At 54.4% G+C, this 15,959-nt stretch carries 14 protein-coding genes; 7 read left to right on the top strand and 7 right to left on the bottom strand.

Features of this window, described 5'->3' with window-relative positions; genetic code table 11:
* Positions 1-196: 196 nt before the first annotated feature.
* Genes HA51_RS16890 through HA51_RS16865 form a run of 6 tightly spaced genes read left to right on the top strand, consistent with a single transcriptional unit; the run spans position 197 to position 6,561 of the window.
* Positions 197-1,351, top strand: a complete 1,155-nt coding sequence (locus tag HA51_RS16890) for a mandelate racemase family protein (protein ID WP_084935770.1) — start codon at positions 197-199, stop codon at positions 1,349-1,351.
* A 60-nt stretch (positions 1,352-1,411) separates the two neighbouring features.
* Positions 1,412-3,043: an ABC transporter substrate-binding protein gene (locus tag HA51_RS16885; protein WP_084935769.1), complete on the top strand. Its 1,632-nt coding sequence runs from the start codon at positions 1,412-1,414 to the stop codon at positions 3,041-3,043.
* Positions 3,040-4,065: an ABC transporter permease gene (locus tag HA51_RS16880; RefSeq protein WP_084935768.1), complete on the top strand. Its 1,026-nt coding sequence runs from the start codon at positions 3,040-3,042 to the stop codon at positions 4,063-4,065. The genes HA51_RS16885 and HA51_RS16880 overlap by 4 nt, the downstream gene beginning before the upstream one ends.
* Positions 4,062-4,967 carry an ABC transporter permease gene (locus HA51_RS16875; RefSeq protein WP_084935767.1) on the top strand — a complete coding sequence of 302 codons (906 nt, stop codon included), beginning with the start codon at positions 4,062-4,064 and terminating at the stop codon, positions 4,965-4,967. The genes HA51_RS16880 and HA51_RS16875 overlap by 4 nt, the downstream gene beginning before the upstream one ends.
* Complete coding sequence (locus HA51_RS16870) at positions 4,939-5,805, top strand: ABC transporter ATP-binding protein (RefSeq protein WP_084935799.1); 867 nt, start codon at positions 4,939-4,941, stop codon at positions 5,803-5,805. The genes HA51_RS16875 and HA51_RS16870 overlap by 29 nt, the downstream gene beginning before the upstream one ends.
* 18 nt (positions 5,806-5,823) lie before the next feature.
* Positions 5,824-6,561, top strand: a complete 738-nt coding sequence (locus HA51_RS16865) for an ABC transporter ATP-binding protein (RefSeq protein WP_084935798.1) — start codon at positions 5,824-5,826, stop codon at positions 6,559-6,561.
* A gap of 786 nt (positions 6,562-7,347) precedes the next feature.
* Here HA51_RS16865 and HA51_RS16855 read toward each other — a convergent pair.
* Positions 7,348-7,983, bottom strand: coding sequence for an RpiB/LacA/LacB family sugar-phosphate isomerase (locus tag HA51_RS16855; protein ID WP_084935766.1), 636 nt, complete (start codon positions 7,981-7,983; stop codon positions 7,348-7,350).
* Between the two features lie 128 nt (positions 7,984-8,111).
* On the opposite strand from HA51_RS16855, the gene HA51_RS16850 reads away from it, so the two are divergent.
* Positions 8,112-8,441 carry a cupin domain-containing protein gene (locus HA51_RS16850; protein WP_084935765.1) on the top strand — a complete coding sequence of 110 codons (330 nt, stop codon included), beginning with the start codon at positions 8,112-8,114 and terminating at the stop codon, positions 8,439-8,441.
* A 106-nt stretch (positions 8,442-8,547) separates the two neighbouring features.
* On the opposite strand, the gene HA51_RS16845 is transcribed toward HA51_RS16850, so the two are convergent.
* From HA51_RS16845 to HA51_RS16820, 6 genes are all read right to left on the bottom strand, one after another.
* The gene (locus HA51_RS16845; RefSeq protein ID WP_084935764.1) at positions 8,548-9,054 is read right to left on the bottom strand and encodes a protein disulfide oxidoreductase; all 507 of its coding nucleotides are present in this window, start codon (positions 9,052-9,054) and stop codon (positions 8,548-8,550) included.
* Positions 9,051-9,773 (bottom strand): DsbA family protein, encoded by a 723-nt coding sequence (locus HA51_RS16840; RefSeq protein ID WP_084935797.1) that lies wholly within the window; start codon positions 9,771-9,773, stop codon positions 9,051-9,053. Before HA51_RS16840 ends, HA51_RS16845 begins: the two co-directional genes overlap by 4 nt.
* Positions 9,773-11,773 (bottom strand): protein-disulfide reductase DsbD family protein, encoded by a 2,001-nt coding sequence (locus HA51_RS16835; protein ID WP_084935763.1) that lies wholly within the window; start codon positions 11,771-11,773, stop codon positions 9,773-9,775. The genes HA51_RS16840 and HA51_RS16835 overlap by 1 nt, the downstream gene beginning before the upstream one ends.
* A gap of 48 nt (positions 11,774-11,821) precedes the next feature.
* Positions 11,822-12,172 carry a hypothetical protein gene (locus HA51_RS16830; RefSeq protein WP_084935762.1) on the bottom strand — a complete coding sequence of 117 codons (351 nt, stop codon included), beginning with the start codon at positions 12,170-12,172 and terminating at the stop codon, positions 11,822-11,824.
* Between the two features lie 120 nt (positions 12,173-12,292).
* A complete protein-coding gene (locus HA51_RS16825; protein ID WP_084935761.1) occupies positions 12,293-14,722 on the bottom strand; it encodes a membrane-bound PQQ-dependent dehydrogenase, glucose/quinate/shikimate family in 2,430 nt (809 codons plus the stop codon).
* A 431-nt stretch (positions 14,723-15,153) separates the two neighbouring features.
* Positions 15,154-15,948, bottom strand: a complete 795-nt coding sequence (locus tag HA51_RS16820) for an SDR family NAD(P)-dependent oxidoreductase (protein ID WP_084935760.1) — start codon at positions 15,946-15,948, stop codon at positions 15,154-15,156.
* Positions 15,949-15,959 lie beyond the last annotated feature (11 nt).

Raw genomic sequence — 15,959 nt, 5'->3', positions numbered from 1 at the left:
AATCGCTCACAAAACGCACCTCTTTCGTGAAAATGCTCACAGCACACCATGCAACTGCCCAATTAATCGTTCGCGCTTCCCGCACTTTGGCTAATGCGTAAACAAAATGTGAACGCTAAATTACGAATTGAAACGCTGTTTTATTTTTTAATTTGACGCTCAACCTGAGCATGGAAATCATTCTGGAGGTGTTAACGTGAAGATCAGTGCCATTGATGTCACTCTCTTTTCCTACCCTACTCGTCGTGTATCTGACAGCGCCGGACATTCGCATCCCGGCGCAGAAACGGATGCGCAAATGGCGCTGCTCACAATCACCAGTGAAGATGGCGATTGCGGCTACGCTTTTGCCCCTGCAGAAGTGGTGCGCTCGCACGTGGTTAACGCTTTTTTTCGCAAAGTGCTGATCGGGCAAAATGCCTTTGACCGCGAACGTTTGTGGCAAGATCTGGTGCACTGGCAGCGAGGCAGCGCGCATCAACTTACCGAACGCGCACTTTCCGCCGTCGAGCAGGCCATGTGGGATTTAATTGGCCGCAAGCTGAAACAACCCGTGCATAAATTGCTGGGCGGTTATCGCGAAAAAATTCCCGCCTATGGCAGCACCATGTGTGGTGATGAGCTGGACGGGGGCCTGTCAACGCCTGATGAGTATGCCCAGTTTGCTGAAAAGCTGGTGGCGCGCGGCTACAAGGCCATTAAATTGCATACCTGGATGCCGCCGGTCTCGTTTGCACCCAGTACCGTGATGGACATCAAAGCCTGTGCCGCCGTGCGTGAAGCGGTGGGCCCGGATATCGCCCTGATGCTGGATGGCTACCACTGGTACAGCCGCAGCGAAGCCCTCACCATTGGTAAAGCGCTTGAGAAACTCAACTTCGCCTGGTTCGAAGAGCCGATGGAAGAGGAAAGTATGTCCTCTTACGCCTGGCTGGCCGAGAACCTCAGTATTGATGTACTCGGCCCAGAGAGTCTGGGGGGCAAGCACCACAGCCGCGCCGATTGGGTTAAGGCTGGAGCCTGTGACATCTTGCGTGCCGGAGCCAACGGCGTTGGCGGCATCTCCGCCACCATGAAAGTCGCCAGCCTCGCAGAAGCCTTTGGCATGGATTGCGAAGTGCACGGCAACGGCGCGGCCAGCCTAGCGGTGGTTGGGGCAATCCGTAACTGCCGCTGGTACGAGCGTGGTTTGCTGCATCCGTTCCTTGACTACGAACAGCCGCCCGCCTATCTCAACACGCTAGTCGATCCGATGGATAGCGAGGGATTTGTGCACCTTCCCACTCGCCCCGGTTTGGGTGAGGACATCAACTTTAGTTGGATTGAAACGCACACGCTCAACCGCTGGTAAGCGTCGAACACAAGCAGTACGGCAAACAACAATAAACCTCTGACCTGCTGGACTTTGCTTATGAACATTTCTCGCTGTTGCAGAGCGTGGTGTACCACGCTGCTGCTGCTCACTTGCAGCCCGTCGCTGCTGGCCGCCACGCCAGACGATCAGCTGATTGTGGGCATGAACATGAATAACCTGCTGACGCTTGACCCCGCCGCCATGACCGGCAATGAAGTGGTGGGCATCGTGGTCAATCTTTACGATGGTTTAGTCGAACTCGATCCGCATCAGCTTACCGACGTGCGTCCTGCCCTGGCGGAACGCTGGGAGATCAGCGCCGACAATCGTCAGCTTACCTTCCATCTGCGGGACGGCGTGCATTTCCATTCCGGCAAACCGCTAACCAGCGAGGATGTGATTTGGTCGATGCGCCGGGTACTGCATCTCAATCTGGCGCAGGCCTCTGTGTGGAAATCCTACGGCTTCAGTAAAGACAACGTGGACCAGATGATCACCGCACCAGATGCGCGCACGGTGGTGATCCAGCTACCTAAAGCCAACGATCCCCAGCTGGTGCTCTACTCTCTGGCCGCGCTCGGCAGCATGGTAGTGCTGGACAGTAAAACCGTGCAATCCCACACGGTGAATAATGATTGGGGAAACCGCTGGCTCACCACCCACGAGGCCGGTTCGGGGCCGTTTCGTCTGGATGTGTGGCAGGCCAAAGATGTGCTGCGCATCAGCCGAGACGCCCACTATTGGCGCGGTCCGCCTAAACTGACGCGCGTGGTGTTCCGCCATTTGCAGGAATCACAAACTCTACGTTTGATGATGGAAAAAGGCGATATCGACATTGCCAGCAATATGGCGATCCCGGATGTGCAGGCATTGCGTCACGATCCCGATCTGACCATTGATGCGGTGCAAAAAGGCACGCTTTATTACCTGGCGATGAGCATGAAAGATGATCACTTCGCCAACCCGCAAGTGCGTGAGGCGGTGCGCTATCTGGTGGATTATCAGGGCATCAATAAAACGTTGATGGCCGGTTATGGCACGCTGCACCAGCGACCGATTCAATCGGGTATGCCGGAAACGCTACCCGATCCCGGTTATCACCTGGATGTACCGCGCGCCAAAGCCTTGCTGGCGGCGGCGGGCTATCCCAACGGTTTTGACACCACCCTGCGTGTACTGGCGGATCAGCCCTTCCTCAATATCGCCATCGCCATTCAGTCCACACTGATGCAGGCGGGCATTCGCGCCAAAATCATCACCGGCACCGGTAACCAAATTTATGGTGCGATGCGTGAGCGCCAGTTCAACCTGCTGGTGGGCCGCGGTGGCAGTGGCGTGGAGCCGCATCCGCACTCCAGCTTGCGTTCGCTGGTGTATAACCCCAATAACGCTGACAGCGCTCGCCTCACCAATTTTCAGGGCTGGCGCACCGGCTTCTACGATGCCCAACTCAATCAGATGATCGATCAGGCGCTACTGGAGCGGAACAAACAAAAACAGCAGCAGGATTACTTCGCCATTCAACGGCGCTATGACCTGTTAATCCCGGCGTTGATGCCGATTTCACAAATGACCGATTCCGTGGTGGTGAATAATCGGGTGCAGGATTACGTACCACACCCTTCTGCCACCACTTTTCTGCGCGATGTATGGAAAACGCCAGAGAGTCTGGCGGGAGGTGCTCAATGACCTTAACCCAACGTCACTGGCGGCGCATACGCAGCCGCGTGGTACAGGTAGCCATCACCTTGTTTGGCCTACTGTTGCTGACCTTCTTTATAGGCCGCGTGATGCCGCTCGATCCGGTGCTGGCGATTGTCGGCCCGGATGCCGATCACGCCACCTATCAACAGGTTTACCATCAGCTGGGCTTCGATAAGCCGCTGTGGATGCAGTTCTGGATCTACCTGCAAGGCCTGCTGCATGGCAATCTCGGCCTGGCACTGCTCACCGGTCAACCGGTGATCAACGATATTCTGCGCGTGTTCCCCGCCACCGTCGAACTCGCCACGCTGGCGATTGTGCTGGGAACCGGTCTCGGTGTACCGCTTGGTGTGTGGGCGGCCGCGCGCCGCAACAGTCTGGTGGATTATCTGGTGCGTATCATTAGCCTCGCCGGTTACTCCACGCCGATATTCTGGGTCGGCATGATCGGGCTGTTGCTGTTTTACGCGCATCTGGGTTGGGTGGGGGGTGCTGGTCGGCTCGATTTCAGTCTGGATGGCATTGTGCCCCGCCGCACCGGCTTCATGCTGGTGGATGCGCTGCTGGCGGGCAATATCACCGTGTTCAATAACGCGCTTAATCATCTGATCCTGCCTGCCTCATTACTGGGTTTTCACTCGCTGGCCTACATCAGCCGTATGACGCGCAGTTTTATGCTGGCGCAGCTGTCGCAGGAGTTCATCTTAACGGCTCGGGTGAAAGGCCTTACCGAGTGGCAAGTGATTTGGCAGCACGCCTTCCGCAATATTCTGGTACAGCTACTCACTGTGGTGGCATTGGCCTATGGATCCTTACTCGAGGGGGCAGTGCTGATTGAAACCGTGTTCTCCTGGCCCGGCTTTGGTTCCTATCTCACTGGCAGCCTGATGCTGGGTGATATGAATGCCGTGATGGGCTGTGTACTGGTGGTCGGCCTGATTTTTGTCATGCTCAACCTGCTCTCTGACCTGCTCTATCAGGTATTCGATCCGAGGACCAAAGTATGACTGTCTCTCTCGATCTGCTTCATGCCAGCAGCGCACGCGAGCGCCTGGCACGTTGTCGCCGCACGCTAACGCGCATTGGCCATTTCCTGTGGCAAATGGCCTGTAATCCCCTGACGGCCATCGGCGGTGGCATCATTTTATTGCTACTGATTGTGGCACTGTTCGCCCCATGGATCGCGCCCTATCATCCCTTAATTCAGGACCTGAACAATGCGCTTACCCCGCCAAACGCCCAGCACTGGTTCGGCACCGATGAGTTCGGTCGCGACATCTTCAGTCGTCTGGTTTGGGGCGCGCGTATCACCTTGTACATTGTGCTGCTGGTCTCCATCACCGTGGGGCCATTGGGACTGCTATTAGGGGTAACGGCGGGATATTTCGGCGGCAAAGTGGACAGCGTGCTGATGCGCGTGACCGATATCTTCATCTCGTTTCCGAGCCTGGTACTGGCGTTAGCGTTTGTTGCGGCACTCGGTCCGGGCCTGGAGCATGTGGTGATAGCCATTACCCTTACCGCCTGGCCGCCGATTGCCCGTCTGGCGCGTGCGGAAGCGTTGTCACTGCGTCAAGCTGACTTCGTTTCTGCCGTGCGCTTACAGGGTGCGTCATCATTGCGTATTTTGTGGAAGCACATCGTACCGCTCTGCCTGCCGTCAGTGATTATTCGCATCACCATGAACATGGCGGGCATCATCCTTACGGCTGCGGGCTTGGGTTTTCTGGGATTAGGCGCACAGCCGCCCGATCCCGAATGGGGAGCAATGATCGCCAGCGGCCGCACTTATATGCTGGAGTGCTGGTGGGTGGTGACCGTGCCGGGTTTGGCGATTCTGGTGAACAGTCTGGCGTTTAACTTCTTAGGAGATGGCTTACGTGACATCCTCGATCCCCGCAGCGAATAGCGCTGCTCCCTTGCTTGATGTGCAAGACCTGCAGGTTAATTTCGTTAACGGACGCCAGGTAACGCCGGCAGTACGCGGTATCTCTTTTCAGTTGGGTAAGGAGAAGCTGGCGATTGTCGGTGAGTCAGGCTCGGGCAAATCCACGGTCGGCCGCGCGCTGCTGCAGCTGCATCCGCGCACTGCACAAGTCACCGCACAGCGCATGCAGTTCGGCGATGTCGATCTGTTACGCGCCTCACCAGCTCAGATGCGTGCGGTGCGCGGCAAACGTATCTCAATGATTATGCAGGATCCCAAATACTCGCTGAATCCCGTGGTCCGTGTCGGTGAACAAATCGCTGAAGCCTGGCGTAGCCATCATCCCGGCCAAGGTGATATTGCACGCCAGCGCGCACTGGAGATGTTGGAGGTGGTGCAGATTCGCGATCCGCAGCGAGTCTATCAGTGTTACCCCCACGAGATTTCAGGCGGACAGGGGCAGCGAGTGATGATAGCCATGATGCTGATTACCGATCCTGAACTGCTGATCGCCGATGAACCGACCTCAGCGTTGGATGTGTCGGTGCGTTTGCAGGTGCTGACACTGCTGGATGAGCTAGTGCAACAGCGTGGGTTAGGTCTGATCTTTATCAGTCACGATCTTAATCTGGTCAGGCGTTTTTGCGATCGGGTGTTGGTGATGTATGCCGGACGTGTCGTTGAGTCATTAGCGGCCAATCAACTGGATCAGGCTCAACATCCTTACACCCAGGGATTGCTGGCGGCCCTGCCCGATATGGATCAGCGCCGCGTGCGTTTACCGGTGTTGCAACGTCAGGCCAGTTGGCTACAACCTTAAGGAGTGCACATGAACGAGATGATTCGCGTCAGTGACCTTAACCTGAGCTTTGGCGAAGACGAGCAGCGCAATCAGGTGCTGTTTAACGTCAATTTGTCGGTGCGCGAGGGTGAGGTTTTTGGTTTGGTCGGTGAGTCAGGATCGGGGAAAACTACGGTGCTGAAATGCCTCGCCGGATTGTTTACCCACTGGGAGGGCGAATTAGCCATCGCGGGCCAACCGCTTGAGCATCGCATTGCCCGTCAGCGTTGTCGCGAGGTGCAGATGGTGTTTCAGGACCCCTATGGTTCTCTGCATCCGCGCCACACCATTGGCGATATTCTGGAAGAACCGCTGCATATTCATGGCATCGGGCAGCGAACCCAGCGGGTGATTGCCATGTTGGAAAAGGTAGGACTCAATCGAGCCTGGCAAACCCGCTATCCGCATCAGCTCTCTGGCGGTCAGCGCCAGCGTGTGGCCATAGCCCGTGCGTTGATTCTCGAACCACGTGTGCTGTTACTGGATGAGCCCACCTCCGCGCTGGATGTCTCTGTGCAGGCAGAGATTCTGAACTTGTTGAGTGATTTGCAGCAGCAGGAGAATTTGACCTACCTGATGGTGACGCACGATCTGGGCGTCGTGGCGCATCTGTGCCATCGAGTGGCGGTGATGCAGCATGGCAAGCTGTTGGAAACATTAGATGTGGATACCTTGGTGGGGAATGGTGCGCAGGTGCCCTATACGCGAATGCTGGTGGAATCCAGCCGGGCTTAAATGATTTGGCCTGTTAAAGCGTTTAGCGCTTATCAATTAAGCATTTGGTGATAACGCGGTCTGGTGCCGGTTAGTGGCTGGCGTTACAGATGATAACGCAGTCTGGTGCCGCTCTGGGGCTGGCTGTCCTCGCGCCGCTGACGCGGTACCTTCACTTCACTCGTCCGCCTGACGGACCGGTGCAGACGGGACTTTCCCTGTCCCGGCTGCACCTTTCGCCAGCATCCATGCTGGCTCTCCTGGCTTCCTCATTCCGTTCAGCGCTGCGAAATGCCATCCCCAGAGCGGCACCAGCCTGCTTGCGAATCTCCGTTTACGCTGTTGGAAAGGGCGCGATGGCTCAGGCGATAGCGCTTTTAATGCCACAAAGGGCACAATGTCTGAAGCCACAGCGCCTCTGCTGCTGCCACGGGCTATCCGCAGCGCTGAGGCGGAGACGTTATGCCAGGAGCCTGTCGCAGGGATGCGACAGGCAGGTCGGGTTGGCCTGGATGGCCTTACCCGAACGGTCCGTTCGGCATAACGTTGCAGCCGAAGGCACCGCGTAGCGGCGCGAGGACGGCCCGTGGCAGCAGCAGAGGTGCTGAGGCCCGTACCCTTGCAGATGAAAGAAAACTGCCTTTTTGAAAAAGTCAGCTTGGACCGATTATAGACTTAACTAATTGATCTCAATATCATATCAACTAAATCATCATCGTAGGATTATTGGGTTCGATTTTGCAAGGCGCGCATTCAGGCGCACCTGCATACCGAGACAAAATTTTCTCGGCTTAACGCAATCCATCGTTACAGCAGATCACGCACAAAGCGCACGATGTCCTGATTCTGTCCATGTTCGAACAAACACGCCTGGAAACGAGAACCGCCAACGGCTGCTTTCACCAGTTCAGGATCCAGTGCGCGCAGTGAATCAAGGTAATCTTCTTTCAGCAACGTGGCTTTCACCTGGTTGAGAATGCCCGCATTACGTACCTGCGGTTCTTTGCGCTCTGGCGGATAGCCTAAGCCTTTTTCACCGGTGAAGGCTTTCTCAAAGATAAAGCGTAGATTCAGCTCGGCTCCCCAACCAAAACCCTTGGCGAAAGGCAGCGATAGCGCATTGCCGTTGTTAATTTGCGCAAACAGATAAGCATCGGCGGGATCGATACAGTAGCCGCACACGACACCGGGATGCAGGTTAAGCGACACCAACGCCCCTTGACCTGTACCACAACCTGCGACCACAAAGTCAGCCGCTTTGCTGTTCAGCAACAGCCCAGCCATGATGCCGAGGTGAATGTAAGTCAGATGATGATCTTGCTCGTCACTCATACCGACGTTAAACACCTGATGGCCGAGCGGTTGCGCGACGGTTTCCAGCTCTTTCCATACGGTTGCGTTCTTAGCGGCCTGGCTATTTTCCATCATCAAAGCAATTTTCATGATCCATCCTCAGATTAAATTGAAACACCGTTTCATTTTAATCAAGACGCGCTAAAATGCAGCCATGAAATGCTCTTTTCACTGTGATTCAGCTCACACATTAACGATGTCATGATTCAGGAGAATCCATGTTTATTTATAGAAACGCGACCACAGTAGAAGACTTGGGTGGTGGCGTAACGCGCCGAGTCATGGCCCATGGAGGCCGAATGATGGCCGTTGAGGTCACCTTTACTAAAGATGCCGTTGGCCCATTGCATCACCACCCGCATGAACAGCTGACCTATGTCTTGTCAGGACGTTTTGCTTTTACGATTGATGGCATCACACAGGAAGTCAGCGCGGGAGACACGCTTTATAAAGCGCCCAACATCGTACACGGTTGTGTCTGTCTGGAAGCGGGTACGCTGCTGGATACCTTTACCCCGCAACGTGAAGATTTTCTGGCGGCACGTTAATCCTGAAACGTATCAATGCGCTCCCTACGCCATCGTTCTCCATTAAGGACAGGAGATCGCACGACGTAGGGGCACTATTGATGGCGACCAGGCTTAAACCGACGGTTTACCCGCTAAAGTGTTCCGCCCACCACAGTCTCAGCTTCAGTCCCCACGCGCTGCTCCAACCGGTCGTGGTGCTGACCACTTTGCCGCGCTGTAGCACAATAAAGGTCGGCGTCACATTGATATCCCAGCGTTGACTCACCGTACCGTTTTCATCATTCACCGCAACGCCCTGTAGCCCTTTTTTCTCCAGCCACGTGGCGACACGGCTGTCGTCACCGGAGCGCAGTGCCACGCTGACCACCTGCGTGCCTTGCTGGCTTAACGCGGCCACGGTGGGCGCGGTGAGTTTACACACACCGCACCAGGTCGCCCAAACGTACACCAACACCGGACGATCCTGACTCAACGCGGCGAGATTAACCTCACCCTGTAACGACGTCAGTGGCTGCTGCGCCAAATCGGCAGGCAGTTGCGGTGCTCGCAACCAATCCATGCCCCAAAGGATTGCAGCCCCAATCAGCACCAGCCACAGAGCTTCACGCAGCCAGCGCTTCAGACGCTTCATGGCTTCGCCTGCAACGCGCCCTTCACTGCCGTTTCCAACTGGGCATAAGGCACTGCACCGCTGATCAACTCATTGCCCACCAGCGTAGCAGGCGTGCCCTGCACACCCAGTTGCTGTGCCAATGTCAGGTTTAAATTAATGGTATCGAGACTCGCTTTACTCGGATCCTTCAGCTTAATGCCTGTTTTATCCAATGCAGCCACAATACTTGCCTCGTCGTGGTTGCCCTTTTTCGCCATCAAGCGCTCATGCAATTTTAGGAAGTTCTGCGGTTGCTGTTCCCACACCGTCAACGCCAGCCGCGCTGATGTCAGTGATGTTTCAGCACGGTAAGGCAGTGGTTTTAAAACAACGGCCACTTGGGGATAGGTTTTCAGCAGCTTCTCAATATCCGCATCAAATTTTTTGCAGAAAACGCAGTTGTAGTCTGTGAAATAAACCAGCGTTAACGCCGGGTTTGCCGCACCAATACGCGGCGAACCCTTATCGTTAAACAGGGCATCGTGGTTTTTCTTCACCACCTGCGCGACAACATTCTGCTGCTGGCGTGACGCTTCTTTATCGAACGCATCAGCCGCTTCTGCCAGAATCGCCGGATTCTGTACCAAGGTTTCACGAATCAGTTCTTTGATACGTGCCTCCTGTTCTGGCGTAAACGGCGCAGCGGCCAGCGCAGGCAGAGTCAGAAACATCAAGGGCAATAACAGGGATTTTTTCATCATTTTTTGGCCTCAGAGAGTGTTGAAATCACCGCTTCACGACTCAGCAACGGTGACAAAATGTGGCCATGCGGCAGTGCCGGGCCATAAATCTGGTTAAAGGGGATGGCAACGCGGTCACGTCGACGCAGGAACTCACCGATTGCCGGATCGGGTTGCGTCCAGTCTCCGCGCAGCAGGACAACATCATCGGCTTTCAGCGCAGCACGCACGTCCGGTTGGTTCAACACGCGGGATTTGTTCACTTTGCAGGTGATACACCAGTCAGCGGTAACATCAACAAACACACGCTTATCTTGTTCCAGTGCTTGATTAATCGCCGCTTCGGTCAGGGGCTGCCAGTCCAGCGTCTCTTCCTCTGGCGCAATGCGCGTTATCAGGAACGCGGCACCGACCAGCGTCAGACTGATAAATACCACAGCGGCTTGGTGCAGCGCGCGACGCTGAACCAACCACGCACACATCACCAGCAGCAAAATCCCGCTCAATATCAACGCGAAAGTTTCCCCCCAATGTGGGATTAACAGCGTGATCAACCAGAATGTGGCGAGCAGCATGAATAGACCGAGCAAGGTGCGTAGATGCACCATCCAGCGCCCCGGACGCGGCAAACAACGGGCTAAACCGGGAAGCGCCGCGACCAAAAGCCAAGGCAAACTCATGCCGATGCCTAGCGCAGCAAACAATACCCACAGCTGTGGCAAAGGTGCGGTTAATGCATAGGCCACTGCCGTACCGAGGAAAGGTGCACTGCATGGCGTCGCCAGCAAGGTGGCAAAAGCGCCCTGCCCGAAGTGCCCGAGCAACCCATTCCCGCCTTGCGTAGCCAACCTGGTGTTGAGGCCCGAAGGCAAACGAAAATGGAGCAAATCGAACAAACTGGCGGTGAACAGGAACATCACCAGCACCATCGCCAGCAGGAAGCCACTACTTTGGAATTGAATGCCCCAACCCAGCGCTTGACCGCTCAGCCGTAAGCCTGTCATCACTGCCGCCAGCAGCAGGAACGAGAACAGAATACCGGCGCTGGAGGCGAGGAATTGCTGGCGGGTTTGACGGCGAGTTTGCCCCTGTTGCTGCACCAGACTGCTGAGTTTTATCGCCAGCACGGGCAGCACGCAGGGCATAAGATTGAGGATCAATCCCCCTAACAAGGCCAGCAATACCACCGACCACAGAGTCTGCGCTCCGCTGTCTGCGACAAGGGGCTGTGCCCCAATGGTCACCGAGCTTTGTTGTGCCATACCTGCATCAGCCACCACCAGTGACAAGGTTTTACCACGCAGATCGGGCGCGGCTTCCCCCCATTCATCGGTCACCGCCACCCGTGCGCTCAACGTATCGCCCTGCACATTGATTTGTGGTGCAGCCAGCATGCTGCCTTGTGGATAGTCAAAGAACAGCGCGGGTTGGGTCCAACCGCCCTGACGTTGCGCGCGAATCTGTAGCTCGCCATTGATAAAACTGGCGTCAAGTTGGTCGGTCAGGCCGCGCTCAGCAGGAATCTGTCCCATCGCCAGCGCGTAGTCACGAGCGAAATCGCTACTCGCAGCTTGCGTGAGGTCAAGACGGAACGGGAAGTCGGTTAGAATGCAAACATCACTACAGGTTGACAACGTCAGCGTGCCAGCCAGGGTCGCACCTGCCACCTTATCTAGCATTATCGGCAGAGTAATATCGCCTTTGTAGCCTTGCGTGGTCAGTCCGCTCACATCAAAACGTGCTGGCGCAGGCCAGAACCAATTGGCCTTTACATCGGGGGTTTGCCAGCGGATTTCCGGCGCTACGCCGCCTTCACCCGGCGTGCGCCAGTAAGTTTTCCAGCCCGGCTGTAAGCGGATATCCAGCAACAGCTGTTGCTCATCACCAAGGCTTGCGCTGCGCAGGCGTACTTCAGCATGGCTATTTTGCGCATTGCGCAGCCAGCCAGTGTCGGCAGCTTGGGTAAGACTTGCACAGCACATCAACAGGAGCATCAGGCTCCTGATAAACATCTTCATGTCGATTTCTCCAGTAAATAACAGGGTTACGCGATGGAGCGCGCCGTGTTATTCCCGGAAGACACAGAAAGTGAGGTGCCGCCGTTGGACGGGCGGAAAAAGAGCTTCACGGCGAAAGCCAGTCAGCGTTCGGCATGACAATAAGGTGGTGATCAACGCCATCACCATCAACAAAAACGGCATGACGCTATCGAGTAGCGGTGCGGCAGCGTGCAGAGATTTGGCGCTAATAGAACAGATTTTGTCGCCACCGACGCTTTCAACATCACTGAAGGATGAACTGCTGACGGATACCGGCGATGGGGCGGGTAGATTAAAGCTACGCTGGGCGAGACAAAACGCCAGCACCAGACAAAGCAGTGCCAGAATCCATTTTGCGCGTTGTGCTGATTTCGTCATGCCACCGCCCCAGAGAAAAGTGCGGGCATTTTATGCAGATGAAGCAGAAACACCAAGCATTGCTGTGTAAACTTTTGTCTGGGCGCACACGCCCAGTGCGAACACCGGGCGTGCTAAACATTACGCTTTGTCAGGTAAGGCGTAGGCGATCAGATAATCACCCACATCCGGTGAGTGCGCTGCGCCACCCGCCGAAATGACGATGTACTCCTTACCCGTCTTAGGGGACTGGTAGATCAGCGGTGAAGCGGTCGCCCCAACCGGCAGGCGTGTTTTCCACACCTCTTTGCCCGTTTTACTGTCCAGCGCACGCAGGTAGTTATCTTGGCTACCCGCAAAGAACACTAAACCACTTTTCGTCGAGGTTGGACCGCCTAACGTTGGCATACCCACTGGCATCGCCAGATGCGTTTTAATCCCCAGTGGACCGGTGTCTTCAACCGTACCCATCGGTACCTGCCAGACGATTTTCTTACTGTGCAAGTCGATAGCTGTCATAGTGCCGAACGGTGGATGCTGGCAAGGAACCTGCAGGAAGGAGGCAAAGTTATCCATTCTCACCCCAACGTACGGCCCACTGATCTGCGGACGCACGGTACCAGCCCACTGTGGCACTTCGTCCAGAGAGATTTTCTGTCCTTTGGCAGCCTCTTTGCTCTTAAGCGCCATCAGCGTACCCAAGCGGATATCATTGACGTAAAGAATGCCGGAGGTCTCATCGATTGATACGCCCCCCCAGTTCATACCGCCCATGGTCGCCGGGAATTCAAGATAGGTTTTTTCGCTGTTCGGCTGGAAAATGCCTGAGTAAAGCGCCGATTTAAACAAGATGCGGCAGTAAAGCTGGTCAAACATACTGACGCCCCACATCTTTTTCTCGTTTAACTGCTCAAGACCAATCGTTGGCATATCCACCGAGAAGGGCTGTGTCGGGGAAAGATGTTCGTCTTGTGCCGCTGGCGAAGTAGGCACCGACTTCTCCACCACCCTACTGACCGGTTTACCCGTACGGCGATCAAGAACAAAGATCTCGCCCATTTTACTGGTTTGAATCAGGGCAGGAACCACTTCACCCTGCTCATTCTTCATGTTGTACATCACAGGTTGTGACGGTAAATCATAGTCCCAGACATCGTGATGCACCGTCTGGAAGACCCATTTGGTTTTACCGGTGTTGACGTCTAACGCAATCACTGAAGAACCAAATTTCTCTTTTGCCGCGTTACGATTGCCGCCCCAATAATCAGGTGGACCGTTGCCAGTAGAAACATACACCAGACCCAGATCTTTATCGTAAGTTGGAATGGCCCAGACGTTAGGCGTACTCAGTGTGTAGTGTTCATCACCCTGTTTCGCACCCTCAACGTTGCCCACATCCCACGCCCATGCCAGTGAACCGTCACGGACATCATAAGCACGTAACACCCCTGATGGTTCATCCTCTGTGATATCACGCACCCATGATCCAAAGACCGTCAGGTGCCCCATCATCACAGGCACACTGGTCGGGTGATAACGACGACTTTCTGCGGTATCGCCCATGCCCTGTTGCAGATTCACAGTGCCATTTTGACCAAAATTCGGGCACAACTCACCGGTGTGTGCATCCAGTGCAATCAGACGCGCGTCCACGGTTGAAGCGATAATTCGCTGACGGCAAGATGTGTCGATGTAAGCCGCTTTCTGATCCGCGCTCAGCGTTTCATCTGTGTCGTAATCGTAATAACCCACGCTACGGCAGGTCACATGCTCATAGGTGTGAGCATGTGGGTCGAACTTCCAGATCGGTTTGCCGGTATCGGCATCGACTGCAGCGATCAGGTTCTCAGGTGTGCAGGTATAAAGTACCGAGCCGACCTGGATAGGGGTATTTTCATCGACGCCAGCAGCATTACCCGTCAGACGGCGCCCCGTGCGGTAGGTCCAGGCGACCTGCAGGTCTTTGACATTATCGGCATTGACCTGATCAAGCGGAGAAAAACGCGTTCCGCTGGCATTACGACTTATATAGCGCCAATCCTGATTCTCTTGTGCGGCATCATTTTCGCTGGGCTTAAGCGGCTCAGATGAAATGGCTTCAGGATTATAAATTGTATTGTGTGGGAAGAAACCGCCAATAAACGTGGCGATCAACGCCACAAACACCACCAAGCTGGCGCTGCCAGAAAGCCGGCGCTGCTTTGGCGCGGCAGCCTTATCAGTGAATGTCACCAGCAAGCTGAGCAGGAATAACAATGCAGGGACAACAAGACGCGGCAAAAGATCCCAATAATTAAGACCACCAACTTCAATCAGCGACCAGATTATTGTCAGTACAAAAATGATGCTGGAGAAATAGAGCCCAACACTCGGCTTTTTGAAATAAAGCACCACTAAAATAAGGTAAGCTACACCGGCAATCAAATAATAAGCCGATCCACCCAATGAAAGTAATTTACCCCCTCCAAGAATAATGGCGACGGCGGTCGCCACTGTTAATACAGCAAAAACAATGCTTAACACGAATGATAAACCGGAACGATGCCGCGGTTTTCCTTGCTTAATTTCCATACACTCCCCGACTGTGTGAATGTGTAACAATAAAGTCAAAATCGGACGGACTGTATGTTTGTGTTAATAAAATGTCAACAATTGTAAATCCACACACTTTTAACCACTACTACGGAACATTTGATTAACAAATTTGGCAATGAAGAAACAAACCATTAACTGGTTAATTGACTTCAGTGAGTAACTACATCCTTTTAAAATAGGCTTCTTTATTTATTAATCACTTGAGCGATACCCACTAAAAAAATGCAGATTAATAGTGTTACCATCCGCTTATTAATAACTCACAAATACAGTGCTTATATGTAATTATAACGGGGTGGAGGGACGAATAAATTATCAGCATTTTTTATTCATCAAAGGAGAGAAAGCGTGAATATCAGTTTTTGACCCCTATTCACGCCGTTTAAATGGAGCACCATTATGCGCAGTTAAACGATATCGTCCACGACACCGCCATCAACACGAAGCGCTGCACCAGAGGTGGCAGAAGCCTGTTTAGAACAGACATAAACCACCATATTCGCCACCTCTTCCACCGTGGCAGCGCGTTGAATTACCGAGCTAGGACGCTGTGCCATGACAAACTCTTTTGCCAATACTTCCAGTGATTTTCCGGTACGCTTCACCTCATCTTCCATCATCGCGGCAAAGCCATCCGAAATCGTTGGACCGGGCAACACACTGTTTACTGTCACCCCGCTGCCTGCTGCAACTTTGGCTAAACCACGCGCCAGGGAAAGCTGCGCGGTCTTGGTCACGCCGTAATGCACCATATCAGCTGGGATGTTACGCGCGGACTCTGATGAGATAAACACCACTCGACCCCAGCCACGCTTGACCATATCTGGCAACAAGGCGCGAGACAGTCGTACACCCGACATCACATTGGTTTGCCAGTAAGCTTCCCAGGTCTCATCATCTGTCGCGAAGAAATCTTGCGGTCCATAAATGCCTGCGTTGTTGACCAGAATGTCGATCGGCGGCAAACCCTTCAGCAACTGCTCCACGCCCTGCGCACTGCCAAGATCGGCAATAAAAGTGTGAATTTTGGCACCCACAACGCGTGCATTTAGCTGCTCACGCGCACGGCTGACCGACGCTTCACTGCGTCCGTTGAGTACCACTTCAGCGCCGCTCTCCGCCAACCCCTGAGCAATCGCGAAGCCAATACCACCGGTAGAGGCGGTCACCAGTGCCGTTTTGCCATGCAAATCGATTTTCATAAAGGTTTCCT

The organism is Pantoea rwandensis, assembly GCF_002095475.1.
In the GTDB taxonomy this organism is placed as follows: Bacteria; Pseudomonadota; Gammaproteobacteria; order Enterobacterales; family Enterobacteriaceae; genus Pantoea; species Pantoea rwandensis.
The sequence above is the reverse complement of the archived record's forward strand: the minus strand, read 5'-3'. Positions and strand labels throughout refer to the sequence as shown.